At 67.1% G+C, this 14,620-nt stretch carries 13 protein-coding genes; 9 read left to right on the top strand and 4 right to left on the bottom strand.

Going from position 1 to position 14,620, the window contains the following annotated elements:
• Positions 1–158 precede the first annotated feature (158 nt).
• On the top strand, positions 159–1,472 hold the full coding sequence (locus tag CAG31_RS15760) for a type VI secretion system Vgr family protein (protein ID WP_085582684.1): 1,314 nt from the start codon (positions 159–161) through the stop codon (positions 1,470–1,472).
• Complete coding sequence (locus CAG31_RS15755; protein WP_085582682.1) at positions 1,469–2,263, top strand: DUF4123 domain-containing protein; 795 nt, start codon at positions 1,469–1,471, stop codon at positions 2,261–2,263. The genes CAG31_RS15760 and CAG31_RS15755 overlap by 4 nt, the downstream gene beginning before the upstream one ends.
• A gap of 4 nt (positions 2,264–2,267) precedes the next feature.
• Here CAG31_RS15755 and CAG31_RS15750 read toward each other — a convergent pair whose 3' ends face one another.
• Positions 2,268–3,617 carry an MATE family efflux transporter gene (locus tag CAG31_RS15750; RefSeq protein WP_085582680.1) on the bottom strand — a complete coding sequence of 450 codons (1,350 nt, stop codon included), beginning with the start codon at positions 3,615–3,617 and terminating at the stop codon, positions 2,268–2,270.
• Positions 3,618–3,667: 50 nt separating this feature from the next.
• On the bottom strand, positions 3,668–3,961 hold the full coding sequence (locus CAG31_RS15745) for a hypothetical protein (protein WP_085582678.1): 294 nt from the start codon (positions 3,959–3,961) through the stop codon (positions 3,668–3,670).
• A gap of 173 nt (positions 3,962–4,134) precedes the next feature.
• Between CAG31_RS15745 and CAG31_RS15740 the strand changes: the two genes are divergently transcribed.
• The 5 genes from CAG31_RS15740 (at position 4,135) to CAG31_RS15720 (ending at position 8,768) form a co-directional block, all read left to right on the top strand.
• On the top strand, positions 4,135–4,440 hold the full coding sequence (locus tag CAG31_RS15740) for a MazG-like family protein (RefSeq protein WP_085582676.1): 306 nt from the start codon (positions 4,135–4,137) through the stop codon (positions 4,438–4,440).
• On the top strand, positions 4,437–5,186 hold the full coding sequence (locus CAG31_RS15735) for a methyltransferase domain-containing protein (RefSeq protein ID WP_085582674.1): 750 nt from the start codon (positions 4,437–4,439) through the stop codon (positions 5,184–5,186). The genes CAG31_RS15740 and CAG31_RS15735 overlap by 4 nt, the downstream gene beginning before the upstream one ends.
• A gap of 12 nt (positions 5,187–5,198) precedes the next feature.
• Positions 5,199–5,810 (top strand): DUF4136 domain-containing protein, encoded by a 612-nt coding sequence (locus CAG31_RS15730; protein WP_085582672.1) that lies wholly within the window; start codon positions 5,199–5,201, stop codon positions 5,808–5,810.
• Positions 5,811–5,862: 52 nt separating this feature from the next.
• Positions 5,863–6,420, top strand: coding sequence for a DUF4136 domain-containing protein (locus CAG31_RS15725; RefSeq protein WP_085582670.1), 558 nt, complete (start codon positions 5,863–5,865; stop codon positions 6,418–6,420).
• A 338-nt stretch (positions 6,421–6,758) separates the two neighbouring features.
• Positions 6,759–8,768, top strand: a complete 2,010-nt coding sequence (locus CAG31_RS15720; RefSeq protein WP_085582668.1) for a pilus assembly protein TadG-related protein — start codon at positions 6,759–6,761, stop codon at positions 8,766–8,768.
• On the opposite strand, the gene CAG31_RS15715 is transcribed toward CAG31_RS15720, so the two are convergent.
• Entirely contained in the window at positions 8,765–11,506 is a 2,742-nt protein-coding gene (locus CAG31_RS15715; RefSeq protein WP_085582666.1) for a PAS domain-containing sensor histidine kinase, read from the bottom strand. The genes CAG31_RS15720 and CAG31_RS15715 overlap by 4 nt on opposite strands.
• The gene (locus tag CAG31_RS15710) at positions 11,503–11,943 is read right to left on the bottom strand and encodes a TadE/TadG family type IV pilus assembly protein (RefSeq protein WP_085582663.1); all 441 of its coding nucleotides are present in this window, start codon (positions 11,941–11,943) and stop codon (positions 11,503–11,505) included. Before CAG31_RS15710 ends, CAG31_RS15715 begins: the two co-directional genes overlap by 4 nt.
• A gap of 75 nt (positions 11,944–12,018) precedes the next feature.
• On the opposite strand from CAG31_RS15710, the gene CAG31_RS15705 reads away from it, so the two are divergent.
• Together CAG31_RS15705 and CAG31_RS15700 are read left to right on the top strand one after the other, a co-directional pair.
• Positions 12,019–12,489 carry a prepilin peptidase gene (locus tag CAG31_RS15705; RefSeq protein WP_085582661.1) on the top strand — a complete coding sequence of 157 codons (471 nt, stop codon included), beginning with the start codon at positions 12,019–12,021 and terminating at the stop codon, positions 12,487–12,489.
• Between the two features lie 123 nt (positions 12,490–12,612).
• A complete protein-coding gene (locus tag CAG31_RS15700) occupies positions 12,613–13,386 on the top strand; it encodes a response regulator transcription factor (protein WP_085582965.1) in 774 nt (257 codons plus the stop codon).
• Positions 13,387–14,620 lie beyond the last annotated feature (1,234 nt).

Here is a 14,620-nt window from a genome sequence, read left to right as displayed (position 1 = left end):
TTTCTCAATTTCCGCGTGAAACAGTTCGCTGCCTAGACCGACAAAGTGAAGCGGTCTGCTTTTCACGTAGGTCATTTCCTAAGTTGTACTTCGGCCCTCTACTCGGCCAAGGCTCTCGGCGAGAATCCCCGGCTGTCCCTCCTGTAGAGATCCGCCCCATGTTCGATCCAGTCAACGAGCCGTTGTTTCGTCTCGACGTCGCGGGACTGCCCGAGCCCCTGGAAGTGCTGGCCTTCACCGGTCGGGAAGGGTTCGCCGAGCCTTATGCCTTCGAGGTCGATGTGCTGATCGACGATCCGCACCTCGACCTGGCCGGGCTGATGTTCCGCGCGGCGTTCCTGCAGTTCGGCCCGGCGCCCGAGGGCGTGCACGGGCGCCTGCACAGTCTTGTCCAGCGTGAGCACGGCCCCGGGGCCCGGCTGTGCCGGGTGCGCCTGGCGCCGGCGTTGAGCTGCCTGGCGCTGCGCTGCAGCCAGCGGATGTTCAGTGGCCGTTCGGTGCCGCAGATCCTCGATCAGGTGCTCAAGGAGCACGGCATCGTCGGCGTCCAGCGGCAGTTTCGGCTTTCGGGCCAATACCCGGCCCGAACGTTCTGCACCCAGTACCGCGAGTCGGACCTGCAGTTCGTCCAGCGCCTGTGCGCGCAGGCGCAGATCCACTATCACTTCGAACACCGGCGCGACGGGCATTGCCTGGTGTTCGGCGACGACCCGGCGAAGTTGCCCCAGATAAGCGTAGGCCCGTTGGACGGCGCGGGCGTGCACCCGTGGCAGGCGCGCACCGATGGCCGGGCGCAGACCGCCGAGGGCGGCACGCGGATGCCGTTGCTGCGCAGCGGCCGGAGGCTGTCGTTGAGCGGTCCTGCGGCCATGGGCGGGGAACGGGACTGGCTGGTGGCGCGGGTCGAGCATCAGGCCGGCACGGCCCTGGATCCTCCTTACCGCAACCGGATCGCCTGCGTTGCACCCGGCAGTCCGGCGCCCGTTCCCCCGCCGGCCGCCATCCCGGCCCTGCACAGCCTGCAGCGGGCCTGGGTGGTCGGGGTGGACGAACCGCCGCCCGACCCCTTGCGGCGGGTGGCGGTGCAGTTCGACTGGCTCTACCAGGGTGAAGGCGCGGCGCCCAGCCATTGCTGGCTTGCCCTGGCGCCGGGCCTGGCCGATGTGCCCCCGGCGGCGCTGCGCGAAGGCGTCGAAGTGGTGGTGGGGTTTCTGGAGGGGGATCCCGACCGGCCTGTCATCAGCGGCATTCTTCAGGCGCCGGTCGATGCCGGGTTCGATGCCGGAGCCGATGGCGAGGACGACCCGCCGATGGAGGCGCCGCGCAGCGAAGGGCTGGCGCAATGGCTGGGCTCGGCGCAGCCGCTGCTGTTGCTGTGCCTGATCCCCGGCGGAGGCAGTTTTGCCCATTGCCCGCAGCCGCTGTGCAGTTGCCGGCTGCTCGGCGCGCTTGAGCCGGGCGGCGCCGCATGAGCGGCCGGTCGCCGGAGCCGCAGGCGCAATGGCTGCTGCTGGACGCCCCGCTGACGCCCCAGGTGCAGGCCACGCTGCGTCAGGGGTTTGCGCATCAGCATCAGGTGTGGCTGTTCGAGGCCACCGAGTTTCAGCCGGTGCGCGAGCAAGGGCCGCTGCTGGTCGCGCTGGCGGGGAGCCCGGCGTTGACGGCCCTGTGCCACAGCGATCCGCAGACCTGGCGCGGTCTGCTGATCGGCTGCGAGGCGCCGGTCGAACGCTTGCTGGCGCATCTGCGCTGCATGCTGACCGTCTCGGTGGGCCTGCATCACCGGGCCTTGTTCGGGTTCTACAACACGCAGACCGCCAGTTATTTCTTCGACGCCTGCGATGCGGCGCAATTGAGCTGCTGGCTCGGGCCGATCCGCCGGTTGCGCTGGTACGGCGGCTCCTGGGCCGACCGGGCGCTCGGCAGCCTGGGCTGGCAGCAGCTGCGCAATCCCGGGCTTGCGGTGACGCCGTTGGCGGTGGATCAAAGTCTTACGGCGCTTCAGCAGAGGCGTTTGCGCACGTGCCTGCTGGAGCAGCATGCCTGGCGCTGGAGCCGGGCGTTGAACGCCGATTACGCGGCGTTGTGGCGATATGTCCAGGAGGGGTTGGGCCTGGGCTTCAGCGAACGCGCCGTGCTCGACGGCTGGCTGTGGCTGCGGCTGCAGCATCCCCGTGCGCCGTTGGTGCCGCCGCCGGCGGGCCTGACCCCGCAGCAGCGGCTCGATCACCTGCATCGCCTGTGGCAGCGCGACGGCCCCTGAGGGGTCAGTGGGCGGTGGCGCTGAACCAGCCATCGTCGCGGCCCAGCCGCAGCGCCTGGGCGCCCAGCGTCAGGCTGCGCAGCGCCATGAACAGCAGGAACGCGATCCACAGCCCGTGATTGCCCAGATCCTGCAGCAGCCAGGCCAGGGGCAACAGCGCCACCACCGTCAGCAGCATGCAGTTGCGCATTTCCCTGGCGCGAGTGGCGCCGATGAACAGGCCGTCGAGCAGGTAGCTCCACACGGCGATCAGCGGCAGGGCGGCGAGATAGGGCAGGTACAGGTACGCCGTGCTGCGCACGCTCGGGATGTCGGTCTGCAGGTCGATGAACAGGTGCCCGGCGTACAGGAACCCCACGGCGAAACCGATGCTGGCCAGCAATGACCAACCGCCGGCCACCACCAGCGAGCGGCGCAGGGCGGTGCGGTCGCGGGCGCCGATGGCGTGCCCGCACAGGGCTTCCACCGCATGGGCCAGGCCGTCGAGGGCGTGGGCCGTCAGCAGCAGGCCGTTGAGCAGCAGCGCGTTGGCCGCCACGGTGGCGTCGCCCAGCCGCGCGCCTTGCACGGTGATCAGGAAGAACACCGATTGCAGGGCCAGGCTGCGGATGAAGATGTCGCGGTTGACCGTCAGCAGCGGCCGCCAGTTGCCCCAACGCTTGAGGGTCGCCCAGACGATGCGGCCGGGATAGGCCCGCAGGGCCTTCGACGTCAGCGACAGGCCGAGCAGGGCGCCGCACCATTCGGCCACCACCGAAGCCCGGGCCGAACCGGCCACGCCCCAGTCCAGGCCGATGACGAACCACAGGTTGAGCACGATGTTGATCAGGTTGGTGGTCAGCAGGATCGCCAGCGGCGCCCGGGCGTTCTGGGTGCCGAGGAACCAACCGACCAGCGCATAGGTGGCCAGGGCCGCCGGCAGGCCGAACAGACGGGTGTGGAAGAACTCCCGGGTCAGTTGGTCGAGCTCCGCCGACGGTTGCATGACGTGCAGGGCGATGCCGCTCAGGGGCACGCCCAGGATGCCGAGCAGCACCGCCAGCCCCATCGCCAGCAGCAGGCCTTGCAGCAGGATCTGGCGCAGCGCGGCGCCGTCGCGGCGTCCCGCCGCCTGGGCCGCGAACCCGGTGGTGCCCATGCGCAGGAAACCCATGGCCCAGGCCAGGAACGTGTACAGGCTGGCGCCCACCGCCACGGCGCCCAACTGATGGGCATGGGGCAGGTGGCCGATCACGGTGCTGTCGACCAGCGCCACCAGCGGCACGGAAATGTTGGAAAGGATCATCGGGGCGGCGAGGGCCCAGACCCGGCGGTGGGTCGGACGGTCACGCCAGTCGGCGGTCAGGTTGGACATGCGGGCTCCTTGAGGTGCCCGCATTGTAGCGGCTGCTTGCGGGGATGGCGTCAGTGGATGATCCAGCTCAGCAGCCACAGGCCCAGCAGCAGCCAGATGATCCCGGCGACGATCCGCACGTTCATGAACGCGCGGATCGCCGACCACAGCAGCATCAGCCCGACGATCAGTGTGACGATGCTGATGATCGACGTGTCCATGCCCAGCGTGCGCGCCAGGCCGTCGATGAAGTTGCCGCCGGCGTTGCCCAGCAGGTTGAACAGACCGCTCAGGCCGTCGACGATGAAGCGGATGACCGAGCCGAGCGCCTGGCCCAGCCATTCGAAAAAGCTTTCTGCCTGCATGTATCCATCCTGATCAAAAGGCTGAACCTTGGACCGCCGCGAGCGCGGCCCGGTTCCCTGCAAGCATAGAGGTTTTGCTTCGTGCCCACAGTGAATCCCACCGCGCCGCCGGATCTGCGCCCCTTGCCTTCGCCGGGCATCCCCCCGAAGCTATGCGCATTGAGGAGAGCCCGATGAACCTTGTTGAACTGACCGAACGCCTGCACGCCATCCGCGACCGCAACGACTGGCGGCAATTTCACAGTCCGAAGAACCTGGCCATGGCCGCCAGCGTGGAAATGGCCGAGCTGGTGGAGATCTTCCAGTGGCTGAGCGAAGACCAGTCGCGCGAACTGCCGGCGGACAAGCTCGCCCATGCCGGCCAGGAAGTCGGCGACATCGTCCTCTATCTGCTCCTGCTGTGCAGCGAGCTGGGGCTGGACATGAACGAGGTGGTGCGCAGCAAGCTGGCCGACAGCGAACGGCGGTTCGGCGCATGAGCGACCGTCACTTCGACCGGTTGGCGACCCGCTTCGCCGAAAAGATCTACGGTGGCGCCAAGGGCGCGATCCGTCTGGCGGTGCTGCAGGCGGACCTTGCCGAAGCGTTGCCGGAGCGGCCGCTGCGGGTGCTGGACATCGGCGCCGGGCTGGGCCACATGTCGCTGTGGCTGGCCGAGCGCGGGCACGCCGTGACCTTGGCCGAGCCGGCCGAGCCGATGCTCGAAGGCGCACGCCAGCGCTTCGCCGAGGCCGGGCGGCAGGCGACGTTCATCCAGGCGCCGTGGCAGGAACTGCCCGGGCTGCTCAGCGAGCCCTATGACCTGGTGGTCTGCCATGCGGTGCTGGAATGGCTAGCCGAGCCGCACACGATCCTGCCGGTGCTGCATCAATTGACCGCGCCCGGCGGCTGGCTGTCGCTGGCGTTCTACAACCGCGATGCGCTGGTCTACCGCAACCTGCTCAAGGGCCATTTCAAGAAGCTGCGCAAGAACGACATGGCCGGCGAAAAGCAGAGCCTGACCCCGCAGCAACCGTTGGACCCGCGGGAGCTGGCCGCGCAACTCGCGGGCCTGTGGCAGGTCGAAAGCCAGAGCGGCGTGCGGGTTTTCCACGATTACATGCCGGTGGAGTTCCAGTCCCGCGCCGCGCTGCCGGACTTGCTGGAAATGGAGCTTGCCCACCGCCGCCACCCAAGCTTCGCCGGGCTTGGGCGTTACCTGCACTGGATCTGCCGGCCGATCTGATCGGAGCACGAAATGAAGACGCATTGCGGGTTACTGCTGATCTGCCTGGGGTTGGCCGCCTGCCAGGGCAGCAACCCTTACGTGGCGCAATCGCGCCCCTTGCCGCCGGCGCCGCCGCAGGCCGCCACGGTGTTCGACCGCAGCGCCTACCCGGCGCCGCCGCGGGACTACGGGCGCTACCGCAGTTGGGCGTGGCTCAACGGGCGTCTGCCGCCGGGCACGGCCTGGGCCGATTCGGCGCAGGTGGCGGAGGCCGTCAGCAACGCCCTCGATCAGCGCGGATTGCGGCCGTTGCGCGACAACCGCCCGGCCGACCTGTTCGTCAGCGCCGACCTCCGGCTGGAGACCCGTCTGCGCCAGGTGCAGGACGATTACGGCTACTACGGCGGATACGGCGGCTATGACCGCTATGGCCGGGGTTACGGGATGTACAACACCGTGCCGGTCGTGCGCACCTATCAGGAGCAGGTCGTGGTGGTGCGGGTCGATCTGTTCGACGCCGGCACGGGCCAACCGGTGTGGAGCGCCAGCGCCGAAACCGGCACCCGCGGCAACCAGATCGAACGTGCCGACGCGATCCGCGAGGCTGTGGAAAAGGCCATGTCGGCGTATCCTCCCAGTTAGCTTCAAGGCAACGCGAAGCCCCCAGGTTCATGTCTTCCACCGGAGAAAAACCATGTTCCGCCGTCTCGCTCTACTGGCTGTGGCCGCGCTGCTCGGCGCCTGCGCCGCCAACCAGGTCAACCATGACTTCGACGCCAGCCGCGACTTCGCCGCCTACCGCAGCTGGAGCTGGAAAGAACCCGCCCTGCAATACCGCCCCGACGACCCGCGGATCAAGAGCGACCTCACCGAACAGCGCATCCGCCAGGCCGTCGCCGACCAGCTCGACCAACGCGGCCTGCGCCCGGCCGCCCAAGGGGCCCGGGGCGACCTGAACGTACAGACCTACCTGATCGTCGAAGACCGCCAGCAGCAAGTGACGACCAACTACGGCGGCGGTTGGGGCGGCCCCTGGAACGGCTACTGGGGCGCGCCGATGTACAACGAAACCCGCAACGTCACCTACAAGGTCGCCACCATCCAGATCGATCTGATCGACGGCAAGGACGGCAAACTGGTCTGGCGCGGCAGCGACGAACAGATGCTCAGCCGCACGCCGAACCCGTCCGACCGCAGCAGCGCGATCCGCGAGACCGTCGGCCGGATCCTGGCCAACTACCCGCCGCGTTAGGCTCCTGGCGGGAACTTGCCTGCAAGCGATGAGGCCTGCACGGCTGACATTTCCATTGCCTGACCTGCCGCCATCGCCAGCAGGCTGGCTCCCACAAAGGTTCTTGGGTGGATGCCGAGCCTGCGGTCACCGCCGAACCCTGTGGGAGCTGGCTTGCCAGCGATGAGGCCAGCGCGGCTTGCATTCTATTGCCTGGCCGGCCGCCCTCAATGCATCAGCCCGATCCACGTCGCCAACCGATGGGCTGGCGTGTTGCCAGCAGTGTCGCGCCGCCGCGTCTACACTGAGGGGCACCAATGGAGGTAGCGCTCGGCCGTGCGCCGGCAAAGGAGTGCGCGATGTCGCCTCGTTCGCGGTTTTGCGGCCCCACCCGGCAGCGGGGGGCCATCGGGTTGATGGCGGCCGCCACGTTGAGCCTGGCCGTGGTGATGCTGCTGCTGGTGGTCGACAGCGGCCGCTTCTACATGGAACAGCGCAAATTGCAGCGGGTGGCGGACAATGCCGCCCTGGAAGCGGTCAGCCGCGGCGGCACCTGCGCCGGCGGGCTGACGGCGGCTGCGTACGCCACGCAGAACGCTGCGCGCAACGGTTTCACCACCGATGCCGACAACACCCTCGCCGCCACCTGCGGCACCGTGCAGACCGCCGCTTCGGGCCTGCGCACCTTCACCGTCGACGCGACCCAGACGGGCGCCGTCAAAGTGGTCGTCACGCACATCCTCACCACCAGTTTCGCCGGCGGCGTCCAGGCGCTGTTCACCGGCACCCCGGTCAGCCTGAACACCCAACTCACCGCTTCGGCGGTGGCCGCCAAGCCGCAGCCGCCGCTCGCCCAGCTGAGCATCCGCAGCAACCTGGCCACCATCAGCACCGCCCAGTCGAACATCCTCAACCCGCTGTTCTCCGGACTGCTGGGCGGCAACGTCAACCTGACGGCGCTGGGCTGGAACGGGCTGCTCAACACCGACATCAACCTGCTCAGCTACTTGAACCAACTGGCCATCGACCTGAACGTGGCCGCCGGCAATTACAGCCAACTGCTCAACACCCAGGCCACGGTGACGCAACTGATCCAGGCCGCCGCGAAGGTGGTGCAGCTCAACGGTGCCACCGCCGAGGTGATCACCGCGCTCGGCACGCTGCAAGTGGCGGCCGCCAATGCCTCACCGGTCAAGCTGGGCGACATCCTGCAATTGCAGACCGGCACCACGGCGGCCGGGCTGGACGCCAACCTGCAACTGCTGCAACTGATCCAGGGCATGGTGCAACTGGCCAACAGCAAGAGCGCGGTGGCCGCGACGCTGCCGGTCAACGTGCTGGGGCTGGCCAACGTCACGGTGCGGGTCAAGGTGATCGAGCCGCCGCAGTTGTCCGCCGTGGGCGACCCGTCGCTGGCCAAGGCCGATCCGCTGGGGACGAACCGGATCTACGTGCGCACGGCCCAGGTGCGCACGATGTTGTCGGTGAACTTGCCGGTGCTGTCCGGGGTGACCGGGCTGACCAATGCGGTGCTGGGGCTGGTGGGCACGCTGACGCCGACGCTCAACTCATTGTTGAGCCTGAACCTGGTGGCCACGCTGAACTCGGTCGGTTGTCTGTTGGGGGCCGGTTGTCAGCAGTTGGATCCGCAGTTGCTGCCGTCGCCGCGGATCGATATCAGCCTGGAGGCGGGCGGCGCTGAAAGTTATGTCGTCGACTTCAGCTGTCCTACGGGCAACAGCGGAACCAAAAGCCTGACGGCCCGCACCAAAACGTCCCTCGTCGATCTCAAGTTGGGCACGATCGATCCGACCAATGCATTTTCTTCTGTTGCCAAGCCCACGGTTACTCCGCTGCCCTTGATCGATCTTGGCACCGTGACTTGTCACAAGATACTCGGAATCGGCAGCTGCGACCCGGCCACTCACGTGCAATACGGCGCAGGGGGCATCGGAATCATGGTCGATAGCAGTATCGCTGCGGGAGGTGCAGGGAGCGGCCAGGATCTGCTGTTCTCCAGCAGCACCCCGTTCGCCACGCCGCCCAACCTGAAACTGCCGCCCAGTATGTTGTCCGCCACGCCCACCAGCAACATCGTCGCCAGCCTGTCCAACACGTTGGCCGGCATCAATATCGTTGCCTACCAACCCGTGGGAAACAGTCCGCTCGGCGTCGTCACGGCCACCGTCACCGCCCTGATCGGCAGCGTCGTGTCTCTGCTTCAGCCGGTCATCACCAACGTGCTCAGCCCGCTGCTCGACCCTCTGCTCAACAACCTCCTGGCCAGCCTCGGCATCAACCTGATGAGCGTGGACGTCGGCGCCAACATGACCTGCGGCCAGACCGGCAAGGCCTATCTGGTCATCTAGGCCTCGTCCGGGGCGATGGGCAGCTCGATGCAGAACCGCGCCCCGTCCGCCGAGTTGCGCACGCTCAGGTGGCCGCCCATGTTCTCGACGATGCCGTAACTCACCGACAGCCCCAGCCCGGTGCCGACTCCCACCGGCTTGGTGGTGAAGAACGGCTCGAAGATCCGCTCCAGCAGCCGCGGGTCGATGCCGCCGCCGTTGTCCTCGACCCACAGGCGCACCTTGTGCTCGTCGCGCTCGGCGTAGATCGAGATCCACGGCTTGAACGCCGGGTCGGATTCGCGCTTGCCCAGCAGCGCATCCCGGGCGTTGACCATCAGGTTGATCAGCACCTGCTCAAGCTGATCGACGTAGCCGCGGCAGTGCACGGCGAACGGGGTCTCGCTGATGCGCAGATCCACCCCCTTGCCGCGCATGCCCTCGGCCAGCAGCGACAGCGTGCCTTCGATGGCGGTGGCCGGGTTGAACAGTTGCTGCTCGATCTCCGAGCGACGGCCGAACACCCGCATGTGATCCACCACCTTCGCGGCGCGCTGCACCTGGGCGTCGATGCGGTTGAGCTTGTCGGTCAGGTAATCGACCTGCGCATCGCCGTTGCCCAGGCGCTTGAGCACGTTGACGATGGCCATGCGCATCACGTTCAGCGGCTGGTTGATCTCGTGGGCCAGGCCCGTGGCCATTTCGCCGAGGGTGGCCATTTTCGCGCTCTGCGTGAGCTGCTGCTGGGAGCGGCGCACTTCGGTGTTGTCGCGGCCCACGGCCTGCACTTCGGTCAACCGGCCGTGCTCATCGAACACGCCACGGTCCGACCACACCCACCACGCGTGCTCGCGCCCCGGCAACTGCAGGCTGATCTCCGCCGTGCTGACCGGGTTGTCCGGGGTCAGTGCGGCCAGGCGCTGGAGGAAGGCGGCGCGCTGTTCGTCGGACAGCCAACTGCCCAGGTCGGTGCCCGGCAACTGCTGCGGCGTACATTCCAGGTAGTGGGCCAGGGGCTGGTTGCCGAAAGTCAGGATCAGGTCCGGGCGGTAGCGGCAGATCATCGCCGGCGAGTCCTCCACCAGGATCCGGTAGCGCTCTTCGCTCTGGCGGATCTGCTCGGCGGCCACGGTCGCGTCGGTGACGTCCAGCCACAGGCCGACCGCCTCCACCGGCAGGCCGAGGTCGTTGCGCAGCAAGCGGGCTTCGTCGAGCAGCCAGTGGTAATCGCCGCGATGGTCACGCAAGCGGTAGCGGGCCCGCACCGAACCTTCGCGCAGCAGCTGCCGGCAGCGCTCGAAGTAACCGTCGCGGTCGTCGGGGTGGATCCGCTCGGCCAGCGCCGCCGCGTCGAGGTCTTCCAGGCGCCAGCCCAACAGCGGTTGCAGGCTGGCGCTGAAGAACGAAGGCAGCAGCGCGCCTTCGACGTAGCGCTGGACATAGATCACCGCCGGGGAACTGGCGATCAGGTTGTCTAGGCGCGCGTGGGCGGCGGCGGTCTGCTGTTGCTGGTTCTTGATGTCGCTGATGTCGAGCATGAAGCCCACCAGCCGCCGGCCCTCGCCGCTGCCGGCGACCTGGCCCTGCACGCGGTACCAGGCGTCGGGACGGTGCAGGCGCACGCACAGCGACAGGGCTTCGCCGTGCAGTTGCAGGGCCGCGAGGCGGCTGCGCAGCTCTTCGCGGTCGGCGGGGTGGATCTGCTCCAGCCAGTGCCCGACCGGCAGGACCTCGGTGCCCAGTTGCAGGTCGGCCGCCAGCGCCGGCGCCAGCTGCACCGACTCGCCGTTGCCGGAGAGCTCCCACCAACCGGTGCCGAGCAGGCCCTGCAAGGACTCCAGCCGTTCCAGTTGGCGATGGTGTTCCTGCTCGCGCAGGCGGCCGAGCAACGGCCCGGCCAGGGCACTGGCCAACAGCATCCAGTCGAGGTCGGCCAGGTGCGGCGCGCCATCCTCCGCCCGGTAGAAGCCGCAGAGCAGCCAGGCCACGGTTCCGCGGTCGTCGCAGTACGGCACGGCCAGGCCGTCGGCGTTGCCGAACGTGGCCTGCACCCGGGTGTGCTCATCCAGCCCGTGGTGGGCGCCGATCCGCTGGGGCGCGCTGCCGTTGAGGCTGTCCAGCGGCGTGCCCAGGCGTTGCCCGTCCTCCCACAGCGCCGGCGCGTCGTGGGCGCCGTAGCAGCCCTGGATGCGCCAGCCTTGTTCGCGCTCGTCCGGCAGGGCCAGCGCCAGGCAGGGGATGCGCCAGCGCTGGGCGATGACCTGCAACTGCTCGGCCATGACGCTCGGCAAACGCAGCAGGCTGCAGGCGCGCAACTGCTCGGCGATGTGCCCGGCCATCCGTTGGCAGGCTTCGCGCTGGCGCGACTGCTGGCGTTCGAGCAGCAGGTCGGCGATGTCCATCAGTTGCATCAGCCAGCCGTCGCCCTGGGGCTGCACCCAACCGCGCAGGTGCAGGGGCTGGCCGCCGAGGCCGGGAAAGTCCAGGTCCAGCGGCTGCCCTTGCCAGTCCGCCGGCCGGCCTTCGATGGCCAGCGTGCTGTGGGGCAGCACCCAGGCGTTGAGCGGCAGGGGGCTGTCCGTGGGTGCGTGTTGGCCCAACAGGTGCCGCAGCGGGCCGGCGGCCTGCAGCACGCGGCCGTCGGCGTCCAGGTACAGGTGCAGGCCCGAGGCGGGCGAGCCGAGCAGGTTGGGCAGGTCGAGGGCGGCGGGCGGTGCGCGTTTGAGCAGGCGGCCGAGGAGCTTGTCCCCCGAACTCAAAATTGCAGGCTCGACGTGGCGGTCAGGTTGGCCGGCAGGCTGGGCACCGTGCCGACGCCGGGCAACACCAGGAACGGCAGCACCTGATTCAGCTTGCTGGTGGGATAGTTGACGCTGACGGTCAGGGTGCCGGCGCTGTAGACCGCGCTGGTGTCCACGCCGATCACCAGGTTGAACGACGCCGGCACCCAGGCCAGTTGCTGCTGCAAGGTGGTGTTGGCGGTGTTCACCAGCACCGTGGAATAGTTGGCCGTGGCGGGATCCACCGCCACGCCGCGGCGCACCGCTTCGGACGTGGCTTGGTTGAACGACTGCATCAGCACGAACGGCAGGCTGTAACTGACCAGCCCGTAGAACACGGCGAAAAAGATCACGAACACCAGGGCGAACTCGATCGCCACCGCGCCTTTTTGCGACTTCCGGAAGCCGGTTTTCATGAGTGCGTCTACCCTGACAGTCACTGCGTAGTATCAGCATAGAATCATTCAGCGGAAACGGACGGTTTTTACCCGATGCAGACTGTCGTCCTCCTGGCCTGGCTGGCGCTGTGCGCCGCCCAGGACGCCCGCCAGCGGCGGATCGCCAATGCCCTGACCCTCGGTGCGGGCGCGTTGGCGCTGGCCTGGCTGCTGCTCACCGGACGTACCTGGATCGGTGCGGACGCGGTTCAGGGCGGCTGGGCGTTCGGGCTCGCGCTGGCGTTCACGCTGCCGGGCTACCTCATGGGCCGGATGGGCGCCGGGGATGTGAAACTAATGACAGCCTTGGGTCTTGCGACGGACGGTCTTTGGGTGTTGGCGGCGGTGATCGGCGCGGCGGCGGCGAGCGTGGCCTGGTGGCTGCTGGCGCCAAGAGTCTGGCTGCATATGAGTCAAGGGCTTAGGGAGCGTTTGCGCTATCTGGGGCCAGATTCGTCAAAAAAGCTGCCATATGCGCCGTTTGTGCTGGTTGGTGTCGGGCTCGCCTGGCCCTGGATCCATTAGTCGCGAAACGCCACTAGTCTTATGTACATAGTCGGAAAGTGCGTCTACTTTCAAAGCAGGGTATTTCTGCCATCGGTTGGCAGTACAGGAATGGTCAGCTTTGGCCTGGGCATGGAGTGGGACGTGAACAAGCTTACATCGGCGGTGAAGGTTCTGGTGGTCGACGATCAGCCGTTGATCGTCGAAGAACTCTGCGAATTTCTCGAAAGCAGCGGCTACCGCTGCGTCCCTTGTGTCTCCAGCGTGGAGGCCCTCGAACGGTTCAACGATGACGCGGGCATCGGCCTGGTGCTGTGCGACCTGCACATGCCGGAGATGGACGGCATCGAACTGGTGCAGGCGATGCAGCGCCTGGCGGGCAAGCAGCGGGTGTTCGAGGCGATCATGCTCACCGGCCGCGCCGACAAGCAGGACGTGATCAAGGCGCTGCGCGCCGGGATCGCCGACTACTACCAGAAGCCCATCGACCTGGACGAGCTGCTGCAAGGGCTGCAACGCCAGGAGGCGGCCTTGCAGGAGCGGCAGAAGACGCTGCAGCTGGGGCACCTGAACCAGAAGCTGCAGGACCTGTCGTCCTCGATCGACGATCTGTACCAGGACCTGGACAAGGTCCGGCGCGGGCCTTCGGTGCGCGAGGATGAGCCGGCGCAGGGCGATGAGCTGGAGATGCCGGCGATCTTCCATCAGTTGTCGCCGCGTCAGCTCGATGTGGCGCGGCTGGTGGGCAAGGGGCAGACCAACTATCAGATTGCCTGTGAGTTGGGGATCACCGAGAACACGGTGAAGCTGTATGTGTCGCAGGTGTTGCGGTTGACGCATATGCATAACCGGACGCAGTTGGCGTTGGCGCTTTCGCCGGGTGGGGTGGGGGGGCGGCAGCGGGTGACGGCTCACTGAGGTTTTTTGGGGTTTGGGGTGTTGGCCTTGGCGGCCTCTGGGCCGACCAGGCGGTGGGTTGTTTGGTGTGTTTATCCGTTTCTGCGGGTGTGGCGGCTGGCGGTTCCGCCCTTACGGCGGGTCACTTTTTTCAAACGCCCGGAATGCCGGCCCAGAAAAAAGTAACCAAAAAGGCTGGGCCCCAGCGTACGGCCCCTCGCCTAGGCTCGGGGTTCCTTCGCTCCGGGATTCATCCGGGGGCATCGGCTACGGTTTGCTTCGCTGCACCTCCTTCCGATGTGTTTGGCTGCGCCAAACGGCGCTGCGCGCCCACCCCCGGATGAACCCCTCCGCTCAGCCTTCCGAAGGGGCCGGCAGATCAAGATCAAAAGCGAGGCGAGCTGACACTCGGCCTTTTGAGATGTGCGCGATGGCGGCCTGACAGCCGACCACTCCCTCCCTGACTACCTCAATCCCTTGTGGGAGCCAGCCTGCTGGCGATGACGGCCTGCCAACCAACCAATTTCTACCAGACCACCTCAGACCCTGTGGGAGCTGGCTTGCCAGCGATGACGGCCTACCAGCCGACCAACCTCTACCAGACACCACCCGATCCAACTGTAGGAGCCAGCCTGCTGGCGATGACGACCTGACAGCCGACCAATTCCTACCAGACCACCTCAGACCCTGTGGGAGCTGGCTTGCCAGCGATGACGGCCTACCAGCCGACCAACCTCTACCAGACACCACCCGATCCAACTGTAGGAGCCAGCCTGCTGGCGATGACGACCTGACAGCCGACCAATTCCTACCAGACCACCTCAGACCCTGTGGGAGCTGGCTTGCCAGCGATGACGGCCTGCCAGCCGACCAACCTTTACCTGACACCCACCCGATCCAACTGTAGGAGCCAGCCTGCTGGCGATGGCGGCCTACCAGCCAACCAATTCCTCCCAGACCACCCCAATCCCCTATAGAACCTGGCTGCGGTTCAGAGCCGAAATGTTTAAAGGCTGTTTCAAATTTTACGAACCCTCCCACAAGGTTTTCAGGTTGTCCGTCGGAAGCCCGCTCTCTAGTCTTGGGTTGTCGCTGACACCTCAGCGATCGGGTGTGAGAACCCGCATGAGCTTGAAACTAGCGCCAGTACCACCATAATTGCCGCCAGCTGATCGGCTGTCGCAATGCTCTATGGCGGCTGTGTGCGGGCAGACTTCGGTCTGGCCGGTTTTCTGCTCACCGGTTTCTCACTCCG

The sequence above is a fragment of the Pseudomonas sp. R25(2017) genome (genome assembly GCF_002112565.1).
GTDB lineage: Bacteria > Pseudomonadota > Gammaproteobacteria > Pseudomonadales > Pseudomonadaceae > Aquipseudomonas > Aquipseudomonas ekonensis.
This window is presented reverse-complemented; position numbering and strand designations above follow the sequence as displayed.

Excerpts from the sequence above, each read along its gene's own strand:
- CAG31_RS15760 (WP_085582684.1), top strand. The coding sequence starts at position 159 with ATGTTCGATCCAGTCAACGAGCCGTTGTTTCGTCTCGACGTCGCGGGA.
- CAG31_RS15755 (WP_085582682.1), top strand. The coding sequence starts at position 1,469 with ATGAGCGGCCGGTCGCCGGAGCCGCAGGCGCAATGGCTGCTGCTGGAC.
- CAG31_RS15750 (WP_085582680.1), bottom strand. The coding sequence starts at position 3,617 with ATGTCCAACCTGACCGCCGACTGGCGTGACCGTCCGACCCACCGCCGG.
- CAG31_RS15745 (WP_085582678.1), bottom strand. The coding sequence starts at position 3,961 with ATGCAGGCAGAAAGCTTTTTCGAATGGCTGGGCCAGGCGCTCGGCTCG.
- CAG31_RS15740 (WP_085582676.1), top strand. The coding sequence starts at position 4,135 with ATGAACCTTGTTGAACTGACCGAACGCCTGCACGCCATCCGCGACCGC.
- CAG31_RS15735 (WP_085582674.1), top strand. The coding sequence starts at position 4,437 with ATGAGCGACCGTCACTTCGACCGGTTGGCGACCCGCTTCGCCGAAAAG.
- CAG31_RS15730 (WP_085582672.1), top strand. The coding sequence starts at position 5,199 with ATGAAGACGCATTGCGGGTTACTGCTGATCTGCCTGGGGTTGGCCGCC.
- CAG31_RS15725 (WP_085582670.1), top strand. The coding sequence starts at position 5,863 with ATGTTCCGCCGTCTCGCTCTACTGGCTGTGGCCGCGCTGCTCGGCGCC.
- CAG31_RS15720 (WP_085582668.1), top strand. The coding sequence starts at position 6,759 with ATGTCGCCTCGTTCGCGGTTTTGCGGCCCCACCCGGCAGCGGGGGGCC.
- CAG31_RS15710 (WP_085582663.1), bottom strand. The coding sequence starts at position 11,943 with ATGAAAACCGGCTTCCGGAAGTCGCAAAAAGGCGCGGTGGCGATCGAG.
- CAG31_RS15705 (WP_085582661.1), top strand. The coding sequence starts at position 12,019 with ATGCAGACTGTCGTCCTCCTGGCCTGGCTGGCGCTGTGCGCCGCCCAG.